The organism is Methanoregula sp., from assembly GCA_041645435.1.
Lineage (GTDB): Archaea > Halobacteriota > Methanomicrobia > Methanomicrobiales > Methanospirillaceae > Methanoregula.
Window position 1 is genome coordinate 1 of record JBAZQB010000001.1, and the last position, 26,579, is coordinate 26,579.

At 51.2% G+C, this 26,579-nt stretch carries 25 protein-coding genes and 2 tRNA genes; 11 read left to right on the forward strand and 16 right to left on the reverse strand.

The window, feature by feature from the left end; genetic code table 11:
• Positions 1-18: 18 nt before the first annotated feature.
• Both WC593_00005 and WC593_00010 read right to left on the reverse strand, forming a co-directional pair.
• Positions 19-93 (reverse strand) — tRNA-Glu (locus WC593_00005).
• A gap of 89 nt (positions 94-182) precedes the next feature.
• Positions 183-3,707 (reverse strand): PAS domain S-box protein, encoded by a 3,525-nt coding sequence (locus tag WC593_00010; protein ID MFA4823520.1) that lies wholly within the window; start codon positions 3,705-3,707, stop codon positions 183-185.
• A 1,016-nt stretch (positions 3,708-4,723) separates the two neighbouring features.
• Here WC593_00010 and WC593_00015 point away from each other — a divergent pair.
• Positions 4,724-5,836, forward strand: a complete 1,113-nt coding sequence (locus WC593_00015) for a GTP-binding protein (GenBank protein MFA4823521.1) — start codon at positions 4,724-4,726, stop codon at positions 5,834-5,836.
• A 149-nt stretch (positions 5,837-5,985) separates the two neighbouring features.
• A complete protein-coding gene (locus tag WC593_00020; protein ID MFA4823522.1) occupies positions 5,986-7,038 on the forward strand; it encodes a PAS domain-containing sensor histidine kinase in 1,053 nt (350 codons plus the stop codon).
• Positions 7,039-7,077: 39 nt separating this feature from the next.
• Here WC593_00020 and WC593_00025 read toward each other — a convergent pair whose 3' ends face one another.
• Entirely contained in the window at positions 7,078-8,199 is a 1,122-nt protein-coding gene (locus tag WC593_00025; GenBank protein ID MFA4823523.1) for a tRNA (guanine(10)-N(2))-dimethyltransferase, read from the reverse strand.
• Positions 8,200-8,259: 60 nt separating this feature from the next.
• Between WC593_00025 and WC593_00030 the strand changes: the two genes are divergently transcribed.
• The 3 genes from WC593_00030 to WC593_00040 all read left to right on the forward strand — a co-directional run bounded on the left by WC593_00030 (position 8,260) and on the right by WC593_00040 (position 9,730).
• Positions 8,260-8,334: transfer RNA gene (locus WC593_00030), tRNA-Arg, on the forward strand.
• A gap of 57 nt (positions 8,335-8,391) precedes the next feature.
• Entirely contained in the window at positions 8,392-9,231 is an 840-nt protein-coding gene (locus WC593_00035) for a geranylgeranylglycerol-phosphate geranylgeranyltransferase (GenBank protein ID MFA4823524.1), read from the forward strand.
• 85 nt (positions 9,232-9,316) lie between these two features.
• Positions 9,317-9,730: a polymer-forming cytoskeletal protein gene (locus tag WC593_00040; GenBank protein MFA4823525.1), complete on the forward strand. Its 414-nt coding sequence runs from the start codon at positions 9,317-9,319 to the stop codon at positions 9,728-9,730.
• Here the strand turns inward: WC593_00040 and WC593_00045 are convergent.
• The 4 genes from WC593_00045 to WC593_00060 are packed head-to-tail and all read right to left on the reverse strand — an operon-like array spanning position 9,695 to position 13,229.
• Positions 9,695-10,396 carry a DUF116 domain-containing protein gene (locus tag WC593_00045; protein ID MFA4823526.1) on the reverse strand — a complete coding sequence of 234 codons (702 nt, stop codon included), beginning with the start codon at positions 10,394-10,396 and terminating at the stop codon, positions 9,695-9,697. The genes WC593_00040 and WC593_00045 overlap by 36 nt on opposite strands.
• A 22-nt stretch (positions 10,397-10,418) precedes the next feature.
• On the reverse strand, positions 10,419-11,462 hold the full coding sequence (mtnA, locus tag WC593_00050; GenBank protein MFA4823527.1) for an S-methyl-5-thioribose-1-phosphate isomerase: 1,044 nt from the start codon (positions 11,460-11,462) through the stop codon (positions 10,419-10,421).
• On the reverse strand, positions 11,459-12,739 hold the full coding sequence (locus tag WC593_00055) for a CoB--CoM heterodisulfide reductase iron-sulfur subunit A family protein (GenBank protein ID MFA4823528.1): 1,281 nt from the start codon (positions 12,737-12,739) through the stop codon (positions 11,459-11,461). Before WC593_00055 ends, mtnA begins: the two co-directional genes overlap by 4 nt.
• Complete coding sequence (locus WC593_00060; GenBank protein MFA4823529.1) at positions 12,732-13,229, reverse strand: gamma carbonic anhydrase family protein; 498 nt, start codon at positions 13,227-13,229, stop codon at positions 12,732-12,734. Before WC593_00060 ends, WC593_00055 begins: the two co-directional genes overlap by 8 nt.
• Before the next feature lie 30 nt (positions 13,230-13,259).
• On the opposite strand from WC593_00060, the gene WC593_00065 reads away from it, so the two are divergent.
• A complete protein-coding gene (locus WC593_00065; protein ID MFA4823530.1) occupies positions 13,260-13,718 on the forward strand; it encodes a phosphopantetheine adenylyltransferase in 459 nt (152 codons plus the stop codon).
• Positions 13,719-14,411: 693 nt separating this feature from the next.
• On the opposite strand, the gene pyrI is transcribed toward WC593_00065, so the two are convergent.
• Both pyrI and pyrB read right to left on the reverse strand, forming a co-directional pair.
• A complete protein-coding gene (gene pyrI / locus WC593_00070; protein ID MFA4823531.1) occupies positions 14,412-14,885 on the reverse strand; it encodes an aspartate carbamoyltransferase regulatory subunit in 474 nt (157 codons plus the stop codon).
• Complete coding sequence (gene pyrB / locus WC593_00075; protein MFA4823532.1) at positions 14,882-15,784, reverse strand: aspartate carbamoyltransferase; 903 nt, start codon at positions 15,782-15,784, stop codon at positions 14,882-14,884. The genes pyrI and pyrB overlap by 4 nt, the downstream gene beginning before the upstream one ends.
• Before the next feature lie 215 nt (positions 15,785-15,999).
• Between pyrB and WC593_00080 the strand changes: the two genes are divergently transcribed.
• From WC593_00080 to WC593_00090, 3 genes are read left to right on the forward strand one after another with little or no spacing between them, the layout of a single operon-like run.
• On the forward strand, positions 16,000-17,094 hold the full coding sequence (locus tag WC593_00080) for a DegT/DnrJ/EryC1/StrS family aminotransferase (GenBank protein ID MFA4823533.1): 1,095 nt from the start codon (positions 16,000-16,002) through the stop codon (positions 17,092-17,094).
• Positions 17,095-18,006, forward strand: coding sequence for a Gfo/Idh/MocA family oxidoreductase (locus tag WC593_00085; protein MFA4823534.1), 912 nt, complete (start codon positions 17,095-17,097; stop codon positions 18,004-18,006).
• 14 nt (positions 18,007-18,020) lie between these two features.
• Positions 18,021-19,451: a nucleotide sugar dehydrogenase gene (locus WC593_00090; GenBank protein MFA4823535.1), complete on the forward strand. Its 1,431-nt coding sequence runs from the start codon at positions 18,021-18,023 to the stop codon at positions 19,449-19,451.
• Between the two features lie 58 nt (positions 19,452-19,509).
• Here the strand turns inward: WC593_00090 and WC593_00095 are convergent, their stop codons facing one another.
• The 3 genes from WC593_00095 to WC593_00105 form a co-directional block, all read right to left on the reverse strand.
• Positions 19,510-19,926, reverse strand: coding sequence for a type II toxin-antitoxin system VapC family toxin (locus WC593_00095; protein ID MFA4823536.1), 417 nt, complete (start codon positions 19,924-19,926; stop codon positions 19,510-19,512).
• Complete coding sequence (locus WC593_00100) at positions 19,913-20,149, reverse strand: AbrB/MazE/SpoVT family DNA-binding domain-containing protein (GenBank protein ID MFA4823537.1); 237 nt, start codon at positions 20,147-20,149, stop codon at positions 19,913-19,915. The genes WC593_00095 and WC593_00100 overlap by 14 nt, the downstream gene beginning before the upstream one ends.
• Positions 20,150-20,735: 586 nt before the next feature.
• Positions 20,736-21,593, reverse strand: a complete 858-nt coding sequence (locus WC593_00105) for a helix-turn-helix transcriptional regulator (protein ID MFA4823538.1) — start codon at positions 21,591-21,593, stop codon at positions 20,736-20,738.
• A gap of 170 nt (positions 21,594-21,763) precedes the next feature.
• On the opposite strand from WC593_00105, the gene WC593_00110 reads away from it, so the two are divergent.
• Positions 21,764-22,801 carry a hypothetical protein gene (locus tag WC593_00110; protein MFA4823539.1) on the forward strand — a complete coding sequence of 346 codons (1,038 nt, stop codon included), beginning with the start codon at positions 21,764-21,766 and terminating at the stop codon, positions 22,799-22,801.
• Positions 22,752-23,651, forward strand: coding sequence for a hypothetical protein (locus tag WC593_00115; GenBank protein ID MFA4823540.1), 900 nt, complete (start codon positions 22,752-22,754; stop codon positions 23,649-23,651). The genes WC593_00110 and WC593_00115 overlap by 50 nt, the downstream gene beginning before the upstream one ends.
• 18 nt (positions 23,652-23,669) lie before the next feature.
• On the opposite strand, the gene WC593_00120 is transcribed toward WC593_00115, so the two are convergent.
• From WC593_00120 to WC593_00135, 4 genes are read right to left on the reverse strand one after another with little or no spacing between them, the layout of a single operon-like run.
• Positions 23,670-24,395, reverse strand: coding sequence for a protein-L-isoaspartate carboxylmethyltransferase (locus WC593_00120; GenBank protein MFA4823541.1), 726 nt, complete (start codon positions 24,393-24,395; stop codon positions 23,670-23,672).
• Positions 24,392-24,733, reverse strand: coding sequence for a nascent polypeptide-associated complex protein (locus WC593_00125; protein ID MFA4823542.1), 342 nt, complete (start codon positions 24,731-24,733; stop codon positions 24,392-24,394). Before WC593_00125 ends, WC593_00120 begins: the two co-directional genes overlap by 4 nt.
• On the reverse strand, positions 24,657-25,211 hold the full coding sequence (locus WC593_00130) for a PUA domain-containing protein (GenBank protein MFA4823543.1): 555 nt from the start codon (positions 25,209-25,211) through the stop codon (positions 24,657-24,659). The genes WC593_00125 and WC593_00130 overlap by 77 nt, the downstream gene beginning before the upstream one ends.
• Positions 25,156-26,556, reverse strand: a complete 1,401-nt coding sequence (locus tag WC593_00135) for a DHH family phosphoesterase (GenBank protein MFA4823544.1) — start codon at positions 26,554-26,556, stop codon at positions 25,156-25,158. The genes WC593_00130 and WC593_00135 overlap by 56 nt, the downstream gene beginning before the upstream one ends.
• Between the last annotated feature and the right edge of the window lie 23 nt (positions 26,557-26,579).

Sequence of the window (26,579 nt, forward strand, 5' to 3'; positions counted from 1 at the left end):
GAATCAGTCAAAATCGGATGCTGCTATGGGGATTCGAACCCCAGTCGCGAGCGTGAGAGGCTCGCATGATTGGCCGGACTACACTATAGCAGCGCAATTGCTCAATAACTTGGGCGATATTTTTACTTAAAGATGTCTGTAACGGTGAATTTAATTGCCTGACGCTGGTATGATACCATAATTTACTGGTGGATATGCCGGTATGCCCCTTTTGGAATATGCATCTCAAATCGTGCCCCTTTGCCCGGTTCACCCGTTTCTATTATGGTAAGGCCGGTAATAGAAAGGATCTCGCGTGCAAGGAAAAGGCCGAATCCGCTATGCCTGCCGAAACCACGATCAAAGATACGATCTTTTTCACTCCCCGGAATGCCAACACCATCGTCCAAGCAGAAAAGAACAAGCCCGTCAGGTCCCTCTGCAGAATAAAACCGGATTTCTGTCAGCTTATCGCCATAGCGAAGAGAATTGTCGATCAGGTTATAGAATACTTTGACCAGGAGCGGATCGGCATAAATTTCAATATCATTCAGGTCAATTTCCACGGTAATCGTTCCTAATGACAGTTGATTTACTGCCTGCCGGATGACGGTTGCAGTCATCTGCCACTCCGGGCCGTTCACTCCGATATCCTGATATAATTTGGTAAAGGTAATCTGCCGTTCGATATTTTGGATAGCAGTCTCACTCTGGCTGATATACATGAGATCCTGGTCATTCGTAAGATGATTCTTTAATAGTCCGGTAAATCCTGATAATGCCGTAAGCTGGTTGAGAATATCATGGCGTGTAATACTGCTCATAAGGTTGAGTTTTTTGTTTATCTGCATGAGTGCTTCTTCAGCCTGCTTGAGATCTGAGATATCGACCAGCGAAGCGACACTGTTGGATGAACCGGGGATCATGAGCACATTCACGATACAGTTGTGGATATGTCCTGCAGCATCAATCAACCGGCATTCGTATGTCCTGGGTACAAGGGAGGGATCCTTTCGGCGGGTATAGTGGTACTGCTTCATCCGTTCCACATCCTCTTTATCAATAAACACAGTCCAGCTTGTTTTGTGCTCCTGCTTTTCCTTTGGGACCCCGGTAAGTTTCTCCCACCGGTCATTTGCCAGCAGGATAGTGGTATCCGGGGCGATGATGATCGTAGCGGCACCCGTATTGTCAAAAACAGCACGGTACAGAGCCTCAGATTCCCTCAATAACTCTTCAGTATGTTTCATGCCGGTAATGTCCCGGAAAATTCCCTCTATCCCGCCGAGCGATCCATCCGGGTTGTAATAGAAATGGCTGTTGGTTGCTACCGTGACAACATTTCCGTCTTTCCGCCTGAGTTTTACCTCGTAGTCTTTGACATACCCCTTCTCCTTCATTGCATCAAGGAATGCGTTGCGGTCGTCGGGAACGGCATAGATCTGCCCGGCAATACTGAGCCCTATCAGATCATCAGGAGAATCATATCCCAGTAATACTGCACCGGAGGGGGAGATCATGATAAGATTGCCATTACGATCAGAGCGGTAGAAAATATCCTGGATATTATCAAGGATATTGCGGTATTTTTCTTCGTTCTTTTTCAACTCCTTTTCAGCATCTTTCATCGCAGTAATATCTTCCAGTGTTTCTACAGCCCCGATAATTATGCCCTTGGAATCCCGGATGAGTGCGGCAGTGAAGTGGAGATACGTTCCTGAAGGTCCCATGTGGGCGAAGAAATCGGTAGCCTCGTAAGCATCATTGATGAGAGGGGATTTTGTGTATTTACCGGAGTACCACCGGGGGATCTTCTCAATGTGTCCCTCAACGAGAAGATCTGCCATGCAGGGGCGTTCCTTCGGGTAGAATGCCCTCCACTGCTGGTTAGTGCCAAGAACTTCGTCTGCCTTGATCCCGCTGTACCTTTCAAGTGCAGCATTCCATTGGATTACCTTGTGATCTTTGTCAATGACAAACTGCGGGATGGGAGAACCCCTTACGATGGCATTGAGTTTGCTCTCGCTCTCGCGCAGTGCCTCTTCTGCCTGTTTGACATCAGTAATGTCCCTCCCCACGGTCTGGTACTCGGTGATATTGCCCTGCTCATCAAAAATTGCCCTGTCCACCCACCGCTGCCAGCGCAGACTGCCATCCGGCATGATGATCCGGTGATCAATGGCCGAGACCGGATTTTCCCGGGTAAATGATGAAAAATGTTCCTTCACCCGGTCATGGTCCTCCGGATAAATCTCCGGCCGGAACTTCTTCCTGATAAGTTCCTTGCAATTTTTCCTGAAATACCGGCAGTAGGCCTCGTTTGCAAAGACATGGGTGCCATCAGGTTTGAACCGGCAGATGAATTCCGTCTGCGTCTCGATAACATTCCTGTACTGCTCCTCGCTTGCCTTAAGCGCCTGCTCCTTTACGGTGATCTCGGTGATATCCTCAAGCGTCTCTACTGCACCGATAATATTGCCGGTTGAATCCTTGATCGTCGATGCAGTAAAGTACAGCCATATCCCGTCCGTCCCCATTTTTGGAAAGAAGTCTGTTGCCTCGTATGCACCCTCAACATACTTCGATTTGTTATATTTAGCCGGATACCACTCAGGGATTTTATCAATAGTACCATCAACGAGGAGATCCGCCATACAGGGGCGTTCCACCGGGTAAAATGCCTTCCACTGCTGGCTGGTTCCAAGGACTTCATCGGCCTTAACCCCGCTGTACCGTTCAAGGGCATGGTTCCAGCTGATCACCCGGTGGTTTTTATCGATCACGAACTGGGGGATGGGTGAGCCATGGACAATACCCTGCAGCTTCTTTTCACTTGTACGAAGTGCGTCCTGCCCGTATTTCAGTTCATCAAACTGTGCCTGCATCTCTTCGTCAAAAGCAGTGAGCTGTTCATACGCGGCTCTCAGTTCATCTTCGCCTTTTTTCCGTGCTGTAATATCCCTGAAAATCCCTTCAACGCCCAGGAAGTTGCCGGACGGGTCGTAGTATTTATGACTGCTGGTCAGCACAAATACCGGTGTCCCGTCCCGCTTTTTCAGCGTCACTTCATAATTGGTAACGGATCCACTGCGATTGATCTCTGCAAGAAACTCTTTCCGTTGCTCCGGGTTGTAATAGAACGTATGGGAGATATTTTCCCCATATAATTCCGACAGTGAATCATATCCCAGCACCGTGACCATGGAGGGACTTGCGAGAATGAGATTACCGTCAACATCACTGCGGTAGTAAACATCCTGGATGTTTTCCAGGATGTTCCGGTATTTGGCTTCACTTTCCTTAAGTGCATCATCAGCACTTTTCTGCCTTACTGCTTTTCTTATAATGTTGATTAATTCTGCAAACTGGGCTTTCGGTTCCCCCCCTTTCTGGAGGTAGAAATCAACCCCGCTGTTGAGGGCTTCTATAATAACATCTTCTCTGCCCCTGCCGGTAAAAATGATGAAGGGAATCTGATCTCCCCGGTTCCGCACTGCCTGCAGGAATTTGATGCCATTCATCACCGGCATCTGGTAATCTGAGACAATCGCATCATATTTTTTTTGTTCCAGCCGGACCAGTGCATCCGCTGCAGAAACCGAGGTATCTATAGAATATTCTCCGGACTGCTCCAGGAACAATTTACCTATTTCAAGGAGATCCGGTTCATCGTCTACATACAAGACGGACAACGTTTTGGTCATAGAATTATCGGGTACGCATGACATTCATGTATACCGGTAAATAATAGTATCGGGAAACGGTAAGTCAGCGCCGTCAGATGCATTTACCCATTTCTAATAATTTCCCGGTATCTCAAGGTAGGAAAAAAATGCTCTGTAGAAACGGGCATGAACCTATAACGTTCACTCCGGAACTTTGAAAATCGTTTTTATGATTATCCCCTCCCTTAGGGCCTCTCTTCAGGCACAGCAGGGCAAGGAGGCTTTAGAATATTTAGTCCTCAAACGCCGCGGGGGCGCCCCGTCGGGGGCGGTGACGTTCATCATTACCGGGGGTATGGGGGTCTCAACCCCCATTATCATATCTTGAGAACACGATTTTCATAGCAAAACCTTTTTTCACGTACTATATTGCCCCCCTCTTGCGCCCCCAGTCCCCCGTTGAGGGACGGGCGCAGTGCGATAGCCCGAGTAAGGTTACGGGTAATACGTTGTCATCGCAATGGGGGGTGCCCCAGTGGCGGGGGCGAAGCCCCAGAGAACGTCAGAGTTTTCTCAATGATTTCCTATGAAAATCAGATTATTTGGAAAAAATGGAGATGTATCCTTTCTTCAACTGCGATGAACCCCGCCGCCCCCGATGGGACGCCCCCGCGGCGGTTTTACGGACTGCTAAAAAATGAAACCTCATTGCCCCGCCGTGCCTCGGAGAGGCCCTGAAGCGGGGGAGAATCCTAAAAACGATTTTCATGATTTCGGAGTGAACTTAATGGTTCATGCCCGTTTCTACAAAGCAAAAAAATAATATCTGCTAAAAGCCAGAGATATTTTCCGGGGGTAATCGCTCGCTTTTCGGGCAGGTAAGCATAGTTGGTTTTTCTGTGAGTTACGGGATTCAGAACATCACGCGTACTATCCATACTGACATAACGGTATTATGCTCCATTTACCCGGTATTATGACATGCACAAAAATGGAATCGGGTCCTGTCATGACCGGTTTTCATTGTTCTTCCCTGTCATAAACAACTATATCTCGGACATGCGGCGATTAATATAGGAATGAGTAGTCTTGAAGAACAGATTAAAGAGCTCGAGGACGAGCTTGTCAAGACGCCGTATAACAAGGCTACTTCCAAGCATATCGGTCGTGTAAAGGCAAAGATCGCACGTCTCAGGGACGAAGCGGTAAGCCGCGCGATGAAAGCCGGCGGGGGCGGCGAGGGGTATTCGGTTAAAAAATCGGGAGATGCGACCGCAGTTCTTGTCGGGTTTCCCTCAACCGGTAAAAGTACGCTCTTAAACAAACTCACCGGTACTGACAGTGCGGTTGCAGCGTACGCGTTCACCACGCTTACGGTTGTTCCCGGGGCGCTTGAACACAAAGGGGCAAAGATCCAGCTGCTCGATATCCCCGGGCTCATTGCCGGTGCAGCGATGGGCAAGGGCCGGGGCAAGGAAGTGATCGCCGTTGTCCGTGGGGCAGATATTATCATCATTCTCGTGGATGTCTTCAACGAGCGGCACTTTGATGTGCTTATCAAGGAACTCCACGATGCCGGTATCCGGATTAATGTGCCAAAACCGGATATTACTATCAAGAAATCGTCACACGGGGGTATCCGGCTTAACGCGGTCGGCACGCTGGACCTTGATATTGAAGAAGTCCGGTCTATCCTTGCCGAGAGCAAGATGATGAATGCGGATATCCTGATCCGCGGGAATGCCACACAGGATGATCTTATTGATGCAGTACAGGGTAACCGGGTCTATATCCCGGCGTTCATTGCGGTCAATAAAGTCGATCTCGTGGATAAGGAACGATACCTTGAGATCGAACATGATATTGCAGAACGGTTCGGCAGCCCGCCGCTCATGATATCTGCCCATGCCGGTTATCACCTTGAGGAAACAAAAGATGCAATCTATGACAGTCTCGGGTTCATCCGGGTCTATCTCAAACCCCATGGCGGCGAGGCGGATCTTGAAGAGCCCCTCATTGTCAGGAAAGGCAGCACCATCGAGGATGTCTGTACCAAGCTCCACCGTGAATTTGTCCAGAAGTTCCGCTATTCAAGGGTCTGGGGCAAATCGGTCAAGCACCCCGGGCAGAGAGTCGGTCTCTCCCACAGACTAATTGACAGCGATCTTATCACAATCATCGTAGATCACTGATCCCGTAATACCTTTTTTTAAGACCTCTTTGGAAAAATATAATTTGCCTGCAATCCTTCTCTTTCACAAAGAGCTGACGGTATTTTTCCCTGATGTTGGGAAAAGCCCTTTCAGCTCGCCATTCACTTCCTTCTTATGGAATGCTGCCGATGACAAACCCTTCAAATGAGAATTCGTATCGCAAACTCGTCGAATCTTTTGATCAGGTTCTTTTCACGCTCGATGACCTGGGAAAAATTCTCTACATCAGTCCCGGTTGTACTGATATTATGGGTTTTTTACCGGACGAGATGATCGGCAGATCGATCTCCGCTTTCGTTCTGCCTCAGGATAATGGGAGTGTCCGAAAAATGTGTGAGCAGGCAAAACAAGGAAATCCTCATCCCTCCTGCTTTCCTGTTGTCGGTAAGGACGGAGGTTTCCATCAGGCAATAGCTGTTTCCCGGTCGGTTCTGGATGGGCAGGACAAGAGCGGCATGATCGGCATTATTGGCGAATGCAGCACCAGTAAACAGACAGAAAAAATTTTGCGACAGGCTAATACCCGGATCCATCGGTTAAACAGTATCGTCCGCCACGATATCAACAACCAGCTTACCGTCTTACATGGTTATCTCTCTTTGATAGAGCCGGATGACAGCACGATTACATCTCCGGAAATTGTCAGGATTCTCTTAGGTGCAACCGAAAAAATTCATAATCTCATCACATTCACCACGGAATATAAAGACCTCGGTGCACATTCACCGATGTGGATGAATCTTTATGAAATATTCCAGTCCGCCCGATCCATCTTTGGCGCTACAGATGTCCAGATCACCATAGGACCCGCGTGTAACGATATTGAACTCTTTACCGATCCGATGCTCACGAAAGTCTTTCATCATCTGATTGACAATTCGCTCCGTCACGGAAAGAGCGTATCCGAAATATCCCTGCAGTGGAGACTGGAGAATGGGGCAGCAAAAATTGTGTATGAGGATAATGGAACGGGGATCCCTGAATCCTTACAACCTTCCCTTTTTCAACCGGGTAAAGGGAAAAAAACCGGCAATGGCCTGTTTCTTGTACATGAAATTTTAGCAATCTTCGGTTTTACCATAACAGAGACCGGCACCCCGGGATCGGGAGTCCGGTTTGAGATTGTTGTGCCGGCAGGTTCATTCCGGGTCATGGAAAAGAAGCAACAGCAACGACGGTGAGAATTTCGCGTTGCTGTCAATTTCCTGTTTTATCCGGTTTCACGTTCTATCTGGCTGAATAGCCGATTTTATGATCTCAAGCGGCGCTTCAGTCTTGATCCCGTACCCGGAAAAATGCGTTCGTGTCGCAGCATACCCTGTAGCCCGTATACGTTCGAGAACGGTGTTGATATCCGGAGGAGAACAACCCAGAAGTTTTGCGATATGGTGATAATCGTAGAACGATGAGGTGGGAAGTTCGTCGATGCAGACGCTGATGAGTTTCTCCAGATCTTTTTTCGTGCCGAGTTCCATGGTATTCAGCTGCGCCTGCATCCGGTGGAGAATATCCTGGTTCCGGATGCTGCCCAGCCACAGGGGGCCGATGAATCTGAGTGGTTCATTGCAGTGCGGGCAGGATACCGTAGGGGGAACCATGCCCGGATGCTCCTCCCGATACGGGCACTTCGGGCACTGGAGGATAAACCCGATCTGTTTAAGGGTATTGTCTGCTGCACCTGCTCCCCGGAGTAACCGGAGGTGGAGCCGTACGAAATGTTCACGGGCATAACAGAACGTTGGTTCAACCCCCCGGTCATACTTGACCGTTTCGCGGACAACAAACCCGAGCAGGATGCGGAGCCCGACTTCACTATGGTACTCGGTGTTTAACGGTCGTGCGAAATACCTGCGGATTCCTGCTTTCAGGTGCGCACCGCAGAGAGGGGCTGTATCGGTAGCGGTTACAAAGAGAAACCTCCGCGTACCCCGGACAGCGGCGTCCACGACCATAGCCGGTGTCCCGAACGGATCGAGATCCACAGCATCAAATGATCGCTCTGAGAGCAGGGCACTGGCGTCCCTCTGCACAATCTCCACGAGCAGGTTTGCATGGTTTGCATTGTACGTTATCAGTTCGATCGCTTCGGACTCACGGTCATTGATGGTAACCGGAATGCCGCACTCATGCAAAACCCGCAACCCGCGTATGCCGGTTGCCCCCATGGCATCGAGATATTCGGATGGTTTGAGGATCGAGAGCAGAAGCACCGTGACATCGCGGTTCAGTTCCATCCGCCGGTTAAAAAAGATCGGCGCAGATCCGGGAGGAAACTGTGTCGTATTGTCCTGGACCGGGATAAAAAACCGGGTTTTTCCTTCCGTTATCTCGCTTAACTCCATTGCGGAGAATTGTTGCAGCGCGCAAACCTTATACATATTCCCTCCGAATTGGTATGGGCAGGGCGAGTGGCTTAGCCCGGACATAGCGTCAGCCTCCTAAGCTGAATGCCGGGGGTTCAAATCCCCCCTCGCCCGTTTACATCATCCTTTTCGTGCATTTTATTATCCCAACGACGATATAACTGGTATCCGATGAGCGCTGCAGGATTTTTCAGAATTACCCGCCCGGCAAATGCGGTGATTTCCGGGATAACGGCGATCATAGCCTATCTTATTGCTACCGGAACCGTGATTCCCTCTACCGTTCTCCTGTTTCTTATCGTCAGCCTGATCACTGCTGCCGGCAATGTGATCAATGATTATTTCGATGTTGCAATCGATCGGATCAACCGCCCTGAGCGCCCGATTCCCTCAGGACTCGTGAGTCCCGTAGCCGCACGATGTTTTGCCGTTACGCTGTTTCTCGCAGGTGTGCTTGTTGCCCTTTTCACGCCCGTGCTCTGTCTTGCCATTGTGGTGATCAATTCCGTGATTCTTGTCCTGTATGCAGCAAAACTCAAGAGCATGCCGGTGATTGGCAATGCAGCAGTCGCGTATCTTGCAGCCAGCATCTTTCTGTTCGGGGGAGCCTTTGCCGGAGGGAATGCGATTGTACTGATGATCCCGCTTGCCGCCATAACGTTCCTTGCGACCATGGTCCGGGAAATCTTGAAAGATGCGGAGGATATTGAGGGTGATGCAGCAGGAGGTGCCGATACGCTCCCGATCCGTATCGGGATCCGCCCGACTACCCGCGTTGCTCTTGTTTTTGCCTTCATTGCTGTCGTTGCAAGTGTTGTCCCGTATCTCTGGTGGGGGATGTGGTATCTCGCCGGCATAGTCATTGTTGATAGCATCATTCTCGTGGCGGTAATCAGGACGCTGCCCTGTAAGACCCCTGCATGTGTCAGGGCAACCCGTTCAACCACGCTCATCAAGGCAGGCATGTTTGCTGCTCTCGTGGTATTTGCACTGTCGGCAGTTTTCCTGTAACCCCGCCCGGCATCGTATGGAAGACCGGTTTTCCTTGAGCAACAAGTTTATCCCCTGATCATACCTCAATTACCTTGAGGGAGCAATGCCGACACTATTCCAGAAAGGCAATACTTTTTTTGCACAAAAAGGGACGTATTTTGAAGGGAACGTGAAGGTTGACGGGGACTTCATCGTCCCGCCCCACACTCATTTCTGGGGGCGGCTCACGGTCACCGGAACCCTTGAACTGGGTCCGCGCTCCAGCGTCGCACTCGATATCAGCTGCTGGAACGCGATCATCGGCAGCCAGTGCCGGATTAAAGGGCCGATTGTTGCGCACGGGGATGTCACGATCCTCGATCATGCAGCAGTCCATTCTGTCAAGGCAGGTGGCAAAGTGATCCTGCGCACCGGTGTCCATGTCGGGGATGTGACCAGTGACGACACGATCATCGTCCATGGCAAGATAAAAAGCGGGAAATTAACCGGTAAGAATATGAAGGTCCTCGGGGACTGATGCCGGATCCACCCCGAGCGTTGCCACCTCGTAAACATCCGGCCAGTTCACAATCGTCTCCACACAACCTTCTTTTAAGGTAACAACACCCATCACGATAAGTCCCATTTTATCGGCCATGTCGATGCCCTCTTTGACTTCTGAAAGGCAACCGACACCGATTATTGCTTTCGGCCGGTATTTTTTTACCATGCGTTTGATGAATGATGAGCCGGGAACGATGAAGATCCGGTAACCCATTTTCTCGAGCAGACCCCTTGCCTCGCCGACGGTGCACTGCCCGCAGGAGCGGCATTTGAGACCTTCGGGCGTGAGATGGGCAGGACAACGGGATGATCGTAAGCATTGCGGCATAAAGATTGCCCGTTCGGTGACCGGGATACGCGCAAACTCGGTCGTGTTCATCGTGTTATGGATCTTGATCAAAAATGTGAGCATCTCCCGGTCTTCAAGACCGAGAAGCCGGAAGAACGCTTTCATCAGTCCTTCAAAGAAGACAAGGCCCGCTTTGATGAGCTTAGGGAAGTAGAGATGCCCCTTCTTAATCGAGTAGAGTGATATCAGGGCAAGGATAAATGCGATGACCAGCGCGCCGAGTATGATGAGGACCGTGAGTTCCCCGATGAGAAACATGAGGTTATTGTAGGAGGCGAAATCAAAATCCATAGGTAACGGAGCCTTTTTAGCATTATGTGGTGCTGATACGCGATAAGAGTTTACGTATGTCTATTGGCGGACGCAGTACACCCGTTTCTGTTATGACCGCAGTGACCAGTTCCATCGGTGTCGCATCGAATGCATAGTTCCTTACGCCTGCGCCATCCGGAATATAGGTGCGGTTACCCATGACGGTCAGTTCATCGCGCCCGCGCTCTTCGATAATGACATCCCTTTCGGTATTTTTCGGATCAAAGGTAGAATGGGGCGCGGCTACATAGAACGGGATTGCGTGATGGTGTGCGCAGACTGCATGCATGTAAGTACCGATTTTATTGAAAACCGCATCGCAGGTGATGCGATCCGCACCAACAACCACCGCATCGATAATCCCCTTTCGCATGAGGTGGGCTGCGGTTGAATCCGTGATCACCGTGACATCGATCCCGTCGCGAGCGAGTTCCCAGGCGGTGAGCCGGGCCCCTTGCAGGAGCGGGCGTGTCTCGCAGGCGATCACCTTTACCTCTTTTCCCGCATCAACTGCCGAACGGATCACTCCCAGCGCTGTTCCCCATGATGAGCATGCCAGCGCCCCGGCATTGCAATGCGTGAGCACCGTGCACTGATCGGGCAGGAGTGCGGCACCGTGTTTACCCATCGCATGGCAGCAGGCAGTATCATTCCGGGCGATTTCCTCAGCTTCGGCAAGTGCACGGGAACAGGCATCATCACAGTCATATGCAGGTGCCATGGATGCGAGCACCCGGTCGATCCCCCACGCGAGGTTAATTGCAGTCGGGCGGGTTGAACGGAGCAGGTCGGCATCCCGGTGCACTGCCATCATGAATGAGTGCATATCTTTTTTATCGGAAAGTACAGCGGACAGCGCAATCCCATACGCCCCGGCAACACCCAGTGCGGGAGCCCCCCGTATCTCCAGCCGTTTGATCGCCGTTGCCAGTCTCTCAATACTCCGGCATTCTATGATCGCATACTCTCCCGGAAGCAGCGTCTGCTCAATGTACCGGATGCTCTGGTTGCCAGTATCCCACCAGAGTGTGGCAGTCTCGTTCACGCCGACCGCGTCCTTACCGCATCCATATATGCCCGCATTGCAGCAGATCCTCCGGATGCTACACTGTCCGGTATGTCACGGGGGGCGGTTGTTGTACCGGCAACATAGATCCCGGGACGCAGGGTTGCAACGGTGTCCATGGCATCGTGCACTGATTTAAAAAAACCCGTCTTTTCAAGAGGAATCCCACACGCTGAAGCAATCTCTGCAGCCTTATCTGAGGGTCCGATACCCAGGGAAAGCACCACAAGATCCGGCCGGAGAATCTGCACTTCCGAATTCTCCGAATTTTCCACCTGCACGATTAATCCGTTGCGATCGGCCAGGATATCGGAAGGCATACCCCGCAGGAACCGGATTCCCAGTGCCTGTGCCCGTTCGTAATATTCCTCGTAACCTTTGCCATACGCCCTGATGTCCATGTAACAGAGGGTGATTTCGGTCTCCGGTTGTTTCTCCTTGATAAGTATTGCATTCTTTATCGCCTGCATACAGCAGACACAGGAGCAGTAGGGGCGGTCAATGGACATGTCACGCGAGCCTACGCACTGGACAAATATGATACTCTTTGGCACCGCCCCATTGCTCAGGCGTTTGATCTTTCCCCCGGTCGGACCGCTGGCATTGATCATCCGTTCCAGTTCGAGGCTGGTAATGACATCCGGCAGGATGAGGTGGCCGTACTGCTCTTTGCTCCTGGCATCAAAGACCGTATAACCGGTCGTGATTACGATACTTGCTGCAGTGATAGTGATGGTCTCCTCTTCTTCCTTACGCAGGATCGCACCCGGGCCACAGGCATCATAACAGAGTCCGCACTCTATGCAATGTTCGGCATCCTTGATCACGATATCCGGAACTGCCTGTGCATGCGGTTTGTAGATTGCTTTTCTCACTCCTATGCCGGCATCGAACCGGTTATACACTTCAACCGGGCATATCTCGATACAGTCCCCGCAGCCAGTACAGAGTTTTGGGTCCACGTACCGGGGGTGTTGCCTGATAGTGACGGTGAAGTTCCCGACTTCGCCTTCGATCTTTTCGACTTCTGCACAGGTATGGACCGTGATGAGCGGGTGGCGTGCCACATCTACCATCTTGGGAGAGAGGATGCACATCGAGCAGTCGTTGGTCGGGAATGTTTTGTCGAGCTGGGCCATATGGCCGCCGATACTCGGTTCGCGTTCTACCAGGTGTACAGGGATCCCGTGACCCGCGATATCGAGCGCTGCCTGGATGCCTGCAATACCGGCACCGATAACGATCACATCACCCATGGTGGGCGTACTCCCCGGCCAGTTCGATATACGACGTGGCGTTTTTGAGGATCTGCTCCTGCTGTGCTGCGTCTGCCGGTTTGACAACCTTTCCCGGAACGCCGATTACTACAGATCCCGGAGGGATCAGTTTTCCCTCGGTAACCACCGCACCGGCACCGATGACCGATCCATCGCCCACGGTTGCCCCGTTTAAGACGATCGATCCCATGCCGACAATCACCCGGTTTCCTATTGTGCAGCCGTGAAGGATCGCGCCGTGCCCGACCGATACGTCGGTTCCCAGGGTGACCGGGTATCCCTTGCTGGTGTGAACTACGCAGTTGTCCTGGACATTGGATCGGTCTCCAATCACGATCCGGTCCTTATCGGCACGGATTACCGCACCAAACCAGATCCCCACCTGTTTGCCGATCGTGACATCGCCGATGATTGTCGCGTTTTCCGCTGCAAAGAGCGGCACGCCGGAGACCTTTCCATCCATACGCATAATAACATTAGAAATTAAGAATCAAAGAGCATGAAGGTTATGGTCGGGGGTACATTCGATCCCCTTCACGACGGGCATAAAGTCCTGCTTTCCCGGTCATTTGAGATAGCCGGACCTCAGGGTTATGTCGTGATCGGGCTTACCACGGATAGCTTCGCCAGCCGGAAAACCCACCCCATTCATTCGTTTGAGCTCCGGAAAACCGAGCTTGAACAGTATATCGCTCAAAGAAAATTTCCCACTCTTTTTTCTGTTGAGCCCCTGCAGGACCGTTTCGGTTCAGCACTCGATGCCGATTTTGATGCGATCATTGTATCCGAAGAGACCCTTCCGGTTGCTATTGAGATCAACAAATTGCGCAGGCAACAAGGGAGAAAGAAAGTCGATATTCACCAGATCAGCTGTGTGCTTGCCGATGATGGCCGCTGGATCTCCAGCACCCGGATTTATCGCGGGGAGATCGATATTCACGGTCACCTGATGCGCTGAGTGGTCACGGATAATTTCTTTTTTTGTTCCCGCTTCCTTCCCCAATGCCGGTCAAAAATACTTCTGTGGCTTCGATCCGGATATTTTTCCTTTTTCAGGTATTCCTGCTCTTTTATAACATACCGGAACCTTTAACGCTCACGCCAGGATCATGAAAATTGTTTTTGTGATTCTCCCCCGCCTCAGGGCCTCTTCGACGCATAGCGGGGCAAGGAGTTTTGACCTTTTATGGAGTCACTGATCCGCCGCGGGATTGCACCGTCGGGAGCGGCGACATATATCGTTACGGCAGGAGATGGAGGTTTCAACTTTCATCATCCTGTTTTCTTAGGAAATTTGTGCTCTGTAGATATCATTGAGAAAACTCTGACGCTCCTATGGATAAGTCATATCCATGGCCGCCTGTGGCCCAAAGGGCCATGAATAACTCCCGGGGGCACCCCCCCTTGCGATGACAACGTATTGCCTGTAACCTTCCTCGGGCTATCGCACTGCGCCCGTCCCCCAACGGGGACTGGTGGCGCAAGAGGGGGGCAATATAGTACGTGAAAAAAGGTTTTCTACAATGCAGAAATCCAAAACGAGAAATGAACAACGGGAAAAAGAGATTTTCAACAACGTCATTTGTCCTGTTTTTACCCTGTCAGCCATGTCCGCTGCCCTGACACTAAAAACATAAAAAGGCGGAAAAAATCAGATAATGTAACTGGTGAGATCTTTTGTAATCACCCAGTCACAGTAGTAACAGTGAAGTCCTGTGGGCCGGACATGGAACTTGCTCCGGATCGGTTCATGGGTATTCGAGATGCAGCCCGGGTTGGGGCAGCGGACAAGCCCTTCGATCAGGCTCGGGATCTCGACTCCCTTCTTCTCACAGACCTTAAAATTCCGGATGATGTTGATCGTTGCATGCGGCGAGATGAGTGCGATCCGATCGACTTCTTCTTTTGAGAGCTCCCGGTTGGTGAGCTTGACGATATCCTTTCTCCCCATGTCCCGGCTCGGGACATTGGTCGCAATCGAGAGCGCTTCCTGCGTTGTTCCGGTAATCCCGAGGATCTTGACGACATTGAGCGCTTCCCCGCCATCGATGTGATCGATCACGGTACCGTTCCTGATCCTCCTGACAAGGAGTCCTTCATTCTCACCGGAATCTGTATGGGTCATCGCATCACATCCATAAGCATCGCCATCCGCACCGGGACACCATTCCTGGACTGTTCAAAGTACCGGGCATGCGGCGACTCATCCACACGCGGGTCGATCTCATCCACTCGCGGGAGAGGATGGAGCACGATGAGATGTTCTTTGGCTTCGTTCAGTAATTCTGGTGTGATCCGGTAACTGGACGCTACGTTGAAGTACGAGGCCGAATCGGGAAACCGTTCGCGCTGGATCCGGGTTACGTAGAGCACATCGATCATCCCAATCATTTCATCGATGGAATCATGGTTCACGATCTCCATGCCCTTGTTGGTAAGCTCGGTGGCGAGCGTGTCGGGAAGTTCGAGTCCGGTAGGGGAGAGGGTGTGCAGCCGGGCATTGTATAACGAGAGTGCTGACGCAAGCGAGTGTGCCGTGCGCCCATACCGGAGATCTCCTACCAGCGCTACATCAATCCTGTCTATGGGCATTGACTGGCGGATGGTATAGAGATCAAGAAGTGTCTGGGATGGGTGTTGGCCGGCACCGTCTCCGGCGTTGATCACGGGTACCGTTGCAAACTCGGCTGCAAGGCGCGCTGCCCCTTCTTTGGGATGCCTGATAACAATAGCATCAGCATACCCGCTCACGACCCGTATGGTGTCTGCGAGCGTCTCGCCTTTTGCCATGGAACATGCATCAACGCTGCCAACTGACAGGGAAGTTCCCCCCAGCCGTGCAATGGCAGATTCAAAGGACATCCGCGTTCTGGTGCTTGGTTCAAAGAAGAGTACCGCAAGAATTTTGCCGTTCAGTGCATTCCTGTCGTACTTTTTGCTGTCGATCTGCTGTGCATGATCCAGCAGGCGGTCAATTTCGCTTCTTTCAAAATCCCCGATTGAAATGATATGTCGCGTTGCCACCCCTCCACTGTTCGTTCTTACGATTATATGATCGTCTCCTACTAATTAGCTATTCTTCGTTTGCGGGAACAAGGGCAGAAGCGTTGGATCCCGGGATTTGTGCCGGGAATTTCAGATAGATATTTCGGGAATCCTGTCACATCCTGACAGGAATGATATTATTGGATGCTCACGCATTTTTTATCCGAATTACCGATAATTTGCGAGGGTGAAACGTGGTCAATATACCCATTGCGCGACCAGCGATAGGTCAGGAAGAGATCTCGGCAGTAACAGCGGTTCTCGAGTCCGGAATGCTCGCTGCCGGAGACAGGGTTTTGGAACTTGAGACAAAATTTGCCGATTACTGTGGCACTACGCATGCGGTGGCGATCAATAACGGGACTGCCGCTCTTCATGCTGCCCTCCTTGCCGCAGATATCGGTCCCGGGGATGAGGTAATTGTACCGTCATTCTCGTTCATTGCCACGGCATCGGCAGTCCTGATGTGCGGGGCAACGCCGATCTTCTGCGATGTCAATGACCAGACCTATACCATCAACACCGAACAGCTCGAAGAGCGGGTAACCCCGAAAACCCGGGCGGTTATCGGTGTCCATCTCTATGGCCAGCCGTTTGATGTGACGGGTGTGCAGAACGTATGCGAGCTGCACAGTCTCAAGTTAATTGAGGATGCGGCACAGGCGCATGGTGCACTCTGCAATGGCAGTAAAGTCGGAAGTTTCGGGCACTTCGGCTGCTTCTCTTTCTATGCCACCAAAAACATGATCACCGGTGAAGGGGGGATGGTTACAACAAGCGAGAAGGCGTACGCTGAGCGCCTGCGCCTGATCATCAATCACGGCCAGAGCGAGAAGTATCTTCATACCCGCCTTGGTTACAACTACCGCATGACTGATATGGCAGCGGCATTGGGCATTGTCCAGTTAAAAAAGTTAGAGAAGTTCAACCTGCGGCGCAGGAAGAATGCGGATTATTATAATGCAAACCTTTCGGTAAAAGGTCTCATCACCCCGTATGTCGCACCCGGTATGCATCATGTCTACCACCAGTACGTCATCCGTCTCACCGATGAGTTCCCGATGAAGCGCGATGCGTTTATCGATTACTTAAAGGCCAAAGGGATTGGCTCTGCAGTGCATTATCCCATACCCATCCATCGCCAGCCGTTGTTCGGGCTTGCAAATGATCCGGATCCCTGCCCGGTCTCGACCCGGCTCTCCTCGTCAGTACTAAGCCTGCCGGTCCACCCCCTGCTCGACCAGAAAGAGCTTGCCTTTATCTGTGATACGATCAACCGGGTGAAGTGAATGGATGTCGGTGTGATCGGTGTCGGGACGATGGGAAAGAACCACGTCAGGGTCTATTCCGAACTCAAAAGTGTGGATTCCGTCGGTGTTTTTGACGTAAACACTGCGGGGGCAAAGGCGATTGGAGAAAAGCACGGGGCAACGGTGTATAGTTCTGTTGCAGAATTGCTTGCGCATTCCGATGCGGTGAGCGTGTGCGTCCCCACGCAGTTTCACAAGGATGTAGTCGGGCAGGTTTTTTCTTCCCGTAAATCCGTGCTGATCGAAAAACCGATCTGTGCCACAGCTGAGGAAGCCACGCAGCTCATGCGAACCGCTCCGGAAGGGATTACCATTGGCGTTGGTCATATCGAGCGGTTCAACCCGATTGTCGAAGAAATCAGGAAGATCGTGAAAAAACCGCTGTATGTTGAGATGAAACGGCATAATCCCGCGTCAGCCCGCGTCACGGGAAGTACGGTGATCGAGGATCTGATGATCCACGATATCGATATTCTTCTTACCCTGTTCTTTAATGCCCCGTGTACCATCTCCAGTGCCGGCACCGCAGATGTATGCAGTGTGCTGATGAAATGCGGAACGGTTCCCGTGTCACTCTCTGCAAGCCGGAAATCTTCCAAGAAGATCCGCATGATCTATATCGAGGAAGAGGAGTTCACTATTGAAGGGGACTTCATGACGCAGGAAGTGACCATTTATCGCAAGCCGGGGCAGTATACGTTCGAGGCGGAACGGTACGTGCAGGAAAATATCATCGAGAAGGTGATGGTGAACAAACTCGAACCGCTCAAACGCGAGCTTGCGACGTTCATTGACTGCGTGGAAAAAGGCCGGCCTTTCCCGATCACCCCGGAACAGGCGATTCACAACCTGCGGATCTGCGAAGAGATCCAGGCAGGACTTGCGAAATAGGTATGGGGACCGGTATGACGCTTGATGCAATCCTTAAGGAAAAAGGGCCGATCAGGACCATAGGGGTACTTGGCATGGGATATGTGGGAATCCCTGCGGCTGCTCTCCTGGCCGATGTACCGCAGTACGAACGGGTGTACGGGTTCCAGCGGGATTCTCCCTCTTCCGGTTACAAGATTGCCATGCTCAACCGGGGCGAGAGCCCGCTCAAGGGTGAGGAACCGGGGCTTGAAGAGCTCTTACAAAAAGTAGTATCTGCCAAAAAATTTGTCTGCACCTCTGATTTTTCAAAGATTGCCGGACTGGATGCCGTTACCCTCTCGATCCAGACGCCGTTTCTGAACAAGGAAGACCTGCTGCCGGATTTTTCCGCATTGTTCGACGGGATAAAAAATGTCGGCCGCTATCTCCGGCCCGGTATGCTTGTCGTGCTGGAATCCACGATCACGCCCGGCACCACTACCGGGATCGCCCGCGAGCTCCTGGAAAAGGAGTCCGGGCTTACGGCGGGTGTGGATTTCGCCCTCGCCCATGCACCGGAACGGGTGATGGTGGGCAGATTGCTGCGGAATATCCGGGAGCATGACCGTATTGTGGGAGGGATTGACGACGTGAGTACGCAGAGGGCAACTGAACTGTATTCCCCCGTACTGACCCTGGGAAAAGTGATCCCGATGTCAGCAACCGCTGCGGAAGTGACCAAGACTGCGGAGAACACGTTCCGGGATCTCCAGATCGCTGCCATCAACGAACTGGCACTCTATTGCGAGGCGATGGGCATCAATGTCTACGATGTCCGGACCGGCATCGACAGTCTCAAGGGCGAAGGCATCACCCGTGCCATGCTCTGGCCGGGTGCCGGTGTCGGGGGCCACTGCCTGACCAAGGACACCTACCACCTCGAACGGGGTGCCCGGGAGCTCGGTAAAGGCACGCTTGATTACCCGGCAAACGAGCCGTCGCTCTACGTGCTTGCCCGGCACATCAATGACTTCATGCCAACCCATATGTTCCGGCTTACGAAAGATGCCCTGCAGCGTGCGGGTGTCCCGCTGAAAGGCGCAAAGGTTGCCCTTCTCGGTTGGGCGTTTTTATCCAATTCGGATGATACCCGGAATACGCCCGCAGAACCGTACCGCGATCTCCTTGTGCATGAGGGTGCGGTTGTCCCGGTCCACGATCCCTATGTAGCGGAATATCCCGGGGTGCCGATTGTTCCTTTTGTTGAGGAAGCGGTTGAGGGTGCTGATGCGATCGTGATCTTTGCCGGCCATCACCACTACCGGACCCTGAATCCTCTTGTACTTAAGCAACTGTCCGGTAAGAAGCACCCGGTTATTATTGACGGACGGAACATGGTCGACCCGGATATGTATATTAAAAATGGTTTTATTTACAAGGGAATCGGGCGGGGCGACAGGAACGGGCACGCGATTGTGGAATAAACTTTTTTTTATCCAGGACATTTTTTCGTTACAATCCGGCTTGATGTAGGGTTCTGCACTATTCCTGTACAACGCGTACCGGTGCCTGGCTGAAATGCCGGTCGAAGGTATAGATCTCATCAATGCCTTGTTGTTCCATGACAACCAGTGCCAGGGCATCGTTAACGCTAATGGAATATTTTTGTGCCAGCCGGGCACTCTCCCGGTAGTTGTCAGCGGAGACCGGCTGGACAATAATCGAGGGCTTTGACAGGAGTGCGGAGACGAGATCGCAGGAAAACTTAAAGCCCGCCGCATCTTCGCAAACATTTGCCACTTCGCTGAGGTGCACGGTCGTGGTCGTGACCGGTTCACCGGCATTTACCCGCAGGAAAATCTCTTTTGCTGCAGTTTTTCTTGTTAAGACCGCTTCCGGAAGCGCTGTTTTTGGCTTGAGGACTGCATAGATGAATACGTTTGCATCAATGAACCGCATCTTTTCTCAGTTCCTTGCGCAGGGCGTGATAATCGTCAAAATGTTTACCTTCAACTTCGACCGCGTCAACAAATCGCGCAAGATCGGTATCAGCCGGGCGGATCTCAAGCCGGTCATCCTCATCGATGATCATGACATTATTTGTTTTCAGCCGGTTCCGCCATGCCTTTGGCAGGATGATCCGGCCCTGTGCATCAACCTGCTTAATCTCCACTTTTGTCATAATTCACCAGAATTACTGCACATTCCCAGAATATTAATTTTCTTCCAACTTTTCGAATCTATTGATATAAATGAGTAATCCGATATTATCCATGATTTTTATTCTGGAAGCTGATACGCCTATACTCCCGATTGCGATGAACGCCGCCGCCCCCGAAGGGGCGCCCCCGCGGCGGTTTCAATGACTAAAAGAATCAAACCGCCTTGCCCCGCCGTGCCTCGGAGAGGTCCTGAGGCGTGGAACCCTCCTTAATGCTGCCAAGCTCAAACAACCCAATGATTACGATCATGAGTCAATTCCGATTAAATTCCGGCAAGCCTTTTACAAAAAAATCAAGATCCGTTTCGCACAAAAAAATTTTCAATCAAGCTTTGAAATTTTTTTTTCAATCGACCTATCAGCCCCTGCCTGGAATTTTTTAACCAGACCTTGATTTTATTTCCGGCCCCTCACCCCGGAGAAAATGATTTGTTGTTAGATAATTATCCAACAGTTGGATAATTATCCAACAGTTGGCAGCTTTACTAACACCCTCGTACCTTGATTGAAAATTTTTCAGCAGACTTCGATTGAAAAAAATTTTGTTTTACCCTTTCTGGAGAGCCGTCCGGACAAGCGTATTGGTTGCCGGATCCGCAAAAAACCGGAATGCAATTTCGCCACTATCAGTTATGCGGTACGATTTTTCCCGCTTCGTCTCTTCCGATACCCGTTCCTCCACAAGCCCCGCTTCTTCCAGCGTCCGCATCAGGGTCGATAATGTACCGTGCGTCAGTTCTGCGGCGGGTTTCCTCCCGCGCCGGTAGTGGACCGGCGGGGGTACGGGATCGCCGGGTTTTACCTTCTTCGTGCGGGACGGGACATAGTACGGCCAGAGCTGCTTGTAGATGTAGTCCCGGGATGTCCATTCGTGCATCCCCGGTATCGCGTCCTTCCGTATGGTGCGGAGCAGCAGCGCAAGGATTGCTGGGTAATTGGGGTTTTCCATCATGCTTCGGACTGACCGTTCCGGCAGCGGGACGTTCCGGGGCGTCTTCTCATCGAAGGCGGAATAGACCTGTGCGCCAAGCCAGGGTCCGAACGAGAGGAGCGCCGTGCAGAGGGGCGTGGACCCGCCCGAGATATCGAACGTGTACCGGGCGGTGGGGAATTCGCGGTGGATTTTCGTGAGTATATCGCGAACCGATGGATAGGCGGGCGGATAGACCAGTTCGCGGGAGAAAGGGATGGAGAGCGATGCGGAGACCTCCTTCACGGCGGTGACTGCGTTCCTGATGGCGACCCGTTCTTTTTCTGTTGCAGGGCTGGACGAGATCTCGTACACCGTGCTATCCGCGAGGACGTACGTCCGGGTGATTGTTGGCAGTTCGCGAAACGTTGCCGGGTAGGTGGTGTGGATATTTTCGCCGGCACTGATGATGTGGACGTGTTCGCCCGTTGGCATGGATCAGTGTCGGGAGCGGTGGGTTAAATGGTTGTTTGTCATTTAGAAAATCTGTCGTTTAATATTTCTCAACAAAGTCTACGAAGATATCGATTAAATACAATATAGATTAATAGTGCGTAAGATCGTATTCTATAAAAGTAAAATTTCTTAGCGTGGTGAGAACAATAATGATACAGTCCTTTGCTGAAATGAAACATCTATTTCAAGCCGGACTGGAAGGAAATAAAGAATCCTTGATGTTGTTTGGAGCAACATATTCGAAACAATTGAAGGCATATCTTATCGAAAGCAATCTTTTTTTAAAAAATGTTTCGGCAACACCTGATGGAGGACGTTGGGTAAAACTGGATGTTAATAATTGGTATGTCAATAGTGGTGGAGATTTACCCGGAACATTATTTCTTGATACTTCCAGAAAACGTGTGTGGATATTATACAGTTTAATGAAAGCAAAAGAATCTGATGATAAAATTTCAAGTTGGATTTCTGTTAATCAAGGCCTTGATAAATGCTGGCTCTCTCACAACCATTTAATGCATTTCCAAAAATCAGGTTCTTGGATAGAAAAAGGGATTGGATTAAATTTCTCTGATGGTTTAACCCCCAAACAGGACGCAGGGAAGTTTAGTTTGAAGGCGTGGTATGGTTTGAAAGAACCAGTGCCCGGAGTAAATGAATTTCTTGCGTTAGCCAAGGAAAAAATCGCGATTAATAGTATCCGATGGCAAAAAAGATCTGGGGGATCCGTTAAGATTACAGAAGAATGGTACAGCAACGGAAAGGTGACTGTAAATCAAGCTGAAGATGCAGAAGAAGTAATGATATCAATCTCTGAAATAGCGAATCGCTATGAAGATGCACTTTTCGTAGCAACAGACAATAGAGATAAAAAATTATGTGCATTTGAACTAAATTTCACAAAAACTTTAGATCTTGATGCTTTTTCAGAAGCTGTTGCGATGGGAAAAAGTGGAATGAACCTATGGCTTATTGAAATTGAATCTAGTTCAGATTTTAAAAGATTTAAGGGGGTTGATCTCCACACTTGGGATAGAGTATTCATGGATGTGGGCCTTGATTATGCCTATCTCACAATTCCTGGTAACGGTTGCGTAAATGCTGCTCCAAGAATCGCAACTGTTCAAGGTGAAGATAATGCAGGGCGGACTTCTATCTTTTTTGATGGAGTTGAAATGTTTGCCTGAACTGCGAAAACGTATCACATTATGGCGAAATACTATCCGGCTTTTTTATACTTATAAGGGAGTTGCTGGCCCTTTCTTCGCAGCAGGAATTACTCAACTCCGGGTGGAAACACCAGTTCAAGAACGTTCTTTTGGAATGGATTATACTCCAGATATTATTGCAGCAGGTCCCGATGGATGGGTTGTAGTCGATATAACTTACAACGATAAATCCAAAGCAGGAACTCTGGATAATTATAAAAAAATTGATCCAAGGTGTTTATCCACATTTGGTTTTCCTTCATTCACAACCCCACCAGATACGATTAGTAGTCGTTTTTCTTTCAATGACGATGGAAATCATTGTCAAATTGTTGTTAAGGATAAATTTGATGTGAAAAAAGCGGAATTTCTTCAAAATTCAAAATTAAGAGACGCATTTGTTGCAATGAAAGGTCAGGATATGACTTCAATCGCAAATATGCCAATTACACTTCTTCCTGAAATGAATAATGGAGAGGAAATTCGCGAGGGAATCGTTGATATTGCAGCGCAGCTTTTTAGACCACAAGCGGATGGAAAGACATCTTATGAAATTTGTGAGATCGGACTCGAACGTCTTTTCACACTCGTTCCAGCCATTTCAAAAAAATCATTGGTAATGAAAATTGATAATGAGATGAAAAGTCTTGTAAATTATTATTTAAAAGGATATTTAGAATACAGCGATGGAAAATATCGCGCGGTTGAAAAGTACAAAAATCCAAAAGCTCAAACGAGAAAATTTATTGATTCTAAGTTAAAAGAATGGGTAAGATCTCCGCAAAAAACACTTTCTGATAATAGGTATAATTCCCAACGCATCAGATGATTTTTTTTATTTTCTCTCTTATTTCCTCGCAATCGTCACATACCCCGAGTGACTCACCGAAGTTGACGGCCGGGTCCCCCGCTTGGACCGCGTCATCTCCCGCTCGATCAGCTCGTGGGTGTGCACCTCGCGGAACAGTGGTGTGGCCTCATCGACCACAATTGACATCTGCTCTATGAATGGCGTGTAGCACGCGAGATATCCGCCCGATCGCAGAAGGGAAAATGCGTGTCGCACGTGCTCGGGCTGGATCTGGAGATCGAGATGCACTACATCGTAGCTTCCCTCGGCGTCCAGGAAATCCTTTGCCACTGCCTCCACATTGGTGAGTTTCGACTCCGTGATATTCTTCATTGCAAGCGTGGAAAACTCCGGCCGGATCTCGTAAGTCTTCACGGTCTTTGCCACACCGCCGAAGTAGATCGCGGCAATCCCGCTGCCGGTACCTGCATCGAGCACGTCATCGTTGTGGTTCATGCCGGTGTACGCTATGACCAGCCCGATATCCTTGGGCAGCATCGGGGCGCCTGACCGTTTGCCATACGCGAAAAAATCGGTCGGGCGCGGGATGCGGATGGTGAACTCTGCACCGCTGTGGGTGGTGATGATATCCCCGCCGGATTTACCGACAATGGATTCGAGCTCGATCTGACCCTTGTCAGTACCGAGTTTCCCCGGCCCTGCCTTGACCCAGAATTCCCTTCCTTCCCCTACGAGAAGTACTCTATCGCCCGGCTCAATCATGAGCTGGAGAGGCGCATGATCGCTTCGGCGATATCGCCCTTGGTCGCCACGAGGGCCTCTCTGGCCTTCTCTTCAGACACGTTTGCGGAGGACGCGACCATCGTGATATCCTCTTTCGGGATCTCGGCCGTTGCCGGTTCGAACCGGATATCGCCCACGATCTGGTACGTGGTCGAGCCCTGCATGGTCATCGCCGACACTTCTGCCGAATCGAAGATGTAGTTACCCTTCGGAGTCTTGATGACAATACTCTGCACGTCTTCAATCTGCTCGACGTTCATGCCGAGCTTCTTCATCATCGCCTTCATCTGGCGTGGATTGATATTTCCCGGAAGCATCTTTCTCACTACCCTGCCGTACTCTTACCGCTACTCCATAATTAAATGCAAGCATTTCCGCGCCTGATACAACCGCTGCGCCGCAGGCAATCAGGCGATCTCCGCCCGCCATGACCATGACGTCATCTCCCGCGCGGATTTGTGGGTCGGCTGTGACCACGTGTTTTGCAAACGCATTCTTGCCCTTGGCCACGAACTCTTCGACATCATCCTTGATGACCACCCGGTAGGCCGGGGCAGGCAGGCAGGCCTGGAGGCGTTTCGCCCCCTCGATGCCGAGCGTGAGCCTGCCATCCGAAGCCCGGACCGTTGCGAGGCGCACCCCGCCAAACCCGATCTGCCGGATACGCCCGGTGGTAGAGTAGATGAACTCGCATCCTTCGGGAAAGAGTCCCGTCCCTGCAAGCCCGCCGAACTGGTGATCAGCGATTGCCTGAACCCGCCGCAGCGAACTGTTCTCCGAGTATCCTGTTGACACGAATAACAAACTCCTCTTCTGCTGATTTCGGGATGTACGCCCCCGCCGCGATCTTGTGGCCCCCGCCCCCGCCGCCATACTCTGCTGAAGCACAGTTGAGCGCCTGCTGGAGATCGACCCCGCGTTCCACCACGCGCTCGGTGGTCCGCATCGATACCTTCGTCAGGTTGGTATCCTCGGGCACTTCGCACATGACAAGGATCGGGATATTGCTGTTGAGCTTCGAGAGCGCCATCCCGGCCCCGATACCGACAATGGTATCCGGGTACCGCCCGCCCACGTGGAGATACTGGAGGTTTTCGAGTTCCTTGACTCCCGTATCGATGATATATTCGAGCAGGTTGCGGATGATTGCCCGGTGGTTTTTCAGCATATGTTCGGCATCGCGGTATGCGGTGCCGCGATCCCCGCGAAGGATGGCTCCCCCGATCTGGGGCTTGGACCAGCGCCCGCAGGCATTAAGCATGGTTGCGTATTCCTGGGCATTGCGCAGCGGCGTCCGGGGGATTTCATCCGGGAACCCGTAGGTCTCGGCAAAGAGCCGGTCCACCGTATCCCCGTTTGCGATTAGCTGTTCGGCGAGTGCGGAGATGATCATCCGTTTCTCTTCCTGCGAGATCTCTTCCCACACGTACCAGCGCCTGCTTTCTGTCTGTTGCTGGATGCCGAGTTTCTTTAAGAACTGGCGGGCACCTTCGGGATTGTTGCTGATGCCTTTGATGAACGGATCGTCATTGTAGGCAAGCGAGAGGTGTACCGGGCGCGTGGCAGTGCCGTAGCAGTTAAGATCCCGTTTGCGCACCTCGACATTTTTGTGGCGCACCCCATCCTCGACAATGATATCGCGTGCAGGGCCGACAAGCCCGCACTTTTCCCGGGCCATCATGTCACCGACATTGCCGACAATGGCGAGTTTGGCGAGATCGATATTAGCCGGGTCCATCTGCTTTGCGATCAGGTACGAGACACCGGCAGCGCTCATCCGGTCATGGCCGTAAGGAAGGCAGTTCACCTGCGTATACTCCCGCTCACAGGGCTGGCTCACGTGGTGGTCAACAATTAATACCTCTTTTTCCGTAAAACCCCGTTCGAGAAACAGGTTCTGCTGTCCGGCACCGAGATCGGAAAAAATCTTGAGCGTATTGTCCGAAGGCACCTGCGGCATAGTCAGCGGTTCGAGTTGCCGGACAAAAACCGATTTTACGTCAATTCCCTGCCGTGAGATTGCCTGCGAGAGGATCGCCTCACACGAGATACCGTCAGCGTCGATGTGCGAGATGATGGTAATCCCGGGCGCATCCGCGATCTGCTCTGCGGCTGCTTTCACATCATCGCAAAAACCCATTGCATATTATTAGGGACTACCTA

What these genes read in the sequence shown, in the direction of transcription:
- WC593_00035 (MFA4823524.1), top strand. Translation starts at nt 8,392, where the DNA reads ATGAGCGCTGCAGGATTTTTCAGAATTACCCGCCCGGCAAATGCGGTG.
- WC593_00045 (MFA4823526.1), bottom strand. Translation starts at nt 10,396, where the DNA reads ATGGATTTTGATTTCGCCTCCTACAATAACCTCATGTTTCTCATCGGG.
- WC593_00095 (MFA4823536.1), bottom strand. Translation starts at nt 19,926, where the DNA reads ATGCGGTTCATTGATGCAAACGTATTCATCTATGCAGTCCTCAAGCCA.
- WC593_00010 (MFA4823520.1), bottom strand. Translation starts at nt 3,707, where the DNA reads ATGTCATGCGTACCCGATAATTCTATGACCAAAACGTTGTCCGTCTTG.
- WC593_00100 (MFA4823537.1), bottom strand. Translation starts at nt 20,149, where the DNA reads ATGACAAAAGTGGAGATTAAGCAGGTTGATGCACAGGGCCGGATCATC.
- WC593_00125 (MFA4823542.1), bottom strand. Translation starts at nt 24,733, where the DNA reads ATGCTTCCGGGAAATATCAATCCACGCCAGATGAAGGCGATGATGAAG.
- WC593_00090 (MFA4823535.1), top strand. Translation starts at nt 18,021, where the DNA reads ATGACGCTTGATGCAATCCTTAAGGAAAAAGGGCCGATCAGGACCATA.
- WC593_00115 (MFA4823540.1), top strand. Translation starts at nt 22,752, where the DNA reads ATGCAGGGCGGACTTCTATCTTTTTTGATGGAGTTGAAATGTTTGCCT.
- WC593_00020 (MFA4823522.1), top strand. Translation starts at nt 5,986, where the DNA reads ATGACAAACCCTTCAAATGAGAATTCGTATCGCAAACTCGTCGAATCT.
- WC593_00065 (MFA4823530.1), top strand. Translation starts at nt 13,260, where the DNA reads ATGAAGGTTATGGTCGGGGGTACATTCGATCCCCTTCACGACGGGCAT.
- WC593_00120 (MFA4823541.1), bottom strand. Translation starts at nt 24,395, where the DNA reads ATGATTGAGCCGGGCGATAGAGTACTTCTCGTAGGGGAAGGAAGGGAA.
- WC593_00110 (MFA4823539.1), top strand. Translation starts at nt 21,764, where the DNA reads ATGATACAGTCCTTTGCTGAAATGAAACATCTATTTCAAGCCGGACTG.
- pyrI (MFA4823531.1), bottom strand. Translation starts at nt 14,885, where the DNA reads ATGACCCATACAGATTCCGGTGAGAATGAAGGACTCCTTGTCAGGAGG.
- WC593_00135 (MFA4823544.1), bottom strand. Translation starts at nt 26,556, where the DNA reads ATGGGTTTTTGCGATGATGTGAAAGCAGCCGCAGAGCAGATCGCGGAT.
- WC593_00055 (MFA4823528.1), bottom strand. Translation starts at nt 12,739, where the DNA reads ATGGGTGATGTGATCGTTATCGGTGCCGGTATTGCAGGCATCCAGGCA.
- WC593_00040 (MFA4823525.1), top strand. Translation starts at nt 9,317, where the DNA reads ATGCCGACACTATTCCAGAAAGGCAATACTTTTTTTGCACAAAAAGGG.
- WC593_00085 (MFA4823534.1), top strand. Translation starts at nt 17,095, where the DNA reads ATGGATGTCGGTGTGATCGGTGTCGGGACGATGGGAAAGAACCACGTC.
- WC593_00060 (MFA4823529.1), bottom strand. Translation starts at nt 13,229, where the DNA reads ATGCGTATGGATGGAAAGGTCTCCGGCGTGCCGCTCTTTGCAGCGGAA.
- WC593_00105 (MFA4823538.1), bottom strand. Translation starts at nt 21,593, where the DNA reads ATGCCAACGGGCGAACACGTCCACATCATCAGTGCCGGCGAAAATATC.
- WC593_00025 (MFA4823523.1), bottom strand. Translation starts at nt 8,199, where the DNA reads ATGGAGTTAAGCGAGATAACGGAAGGAAAAACCCGGTTTTTTATCCCG.
- WC593_00015 (MFA4823521.1), top strand. Translation starts at nt 4,724, where the DNA reads ATGAGTAGTCTTGAAGAACAGATTAAAGAGCTCGAGGACGAGCTTGTC.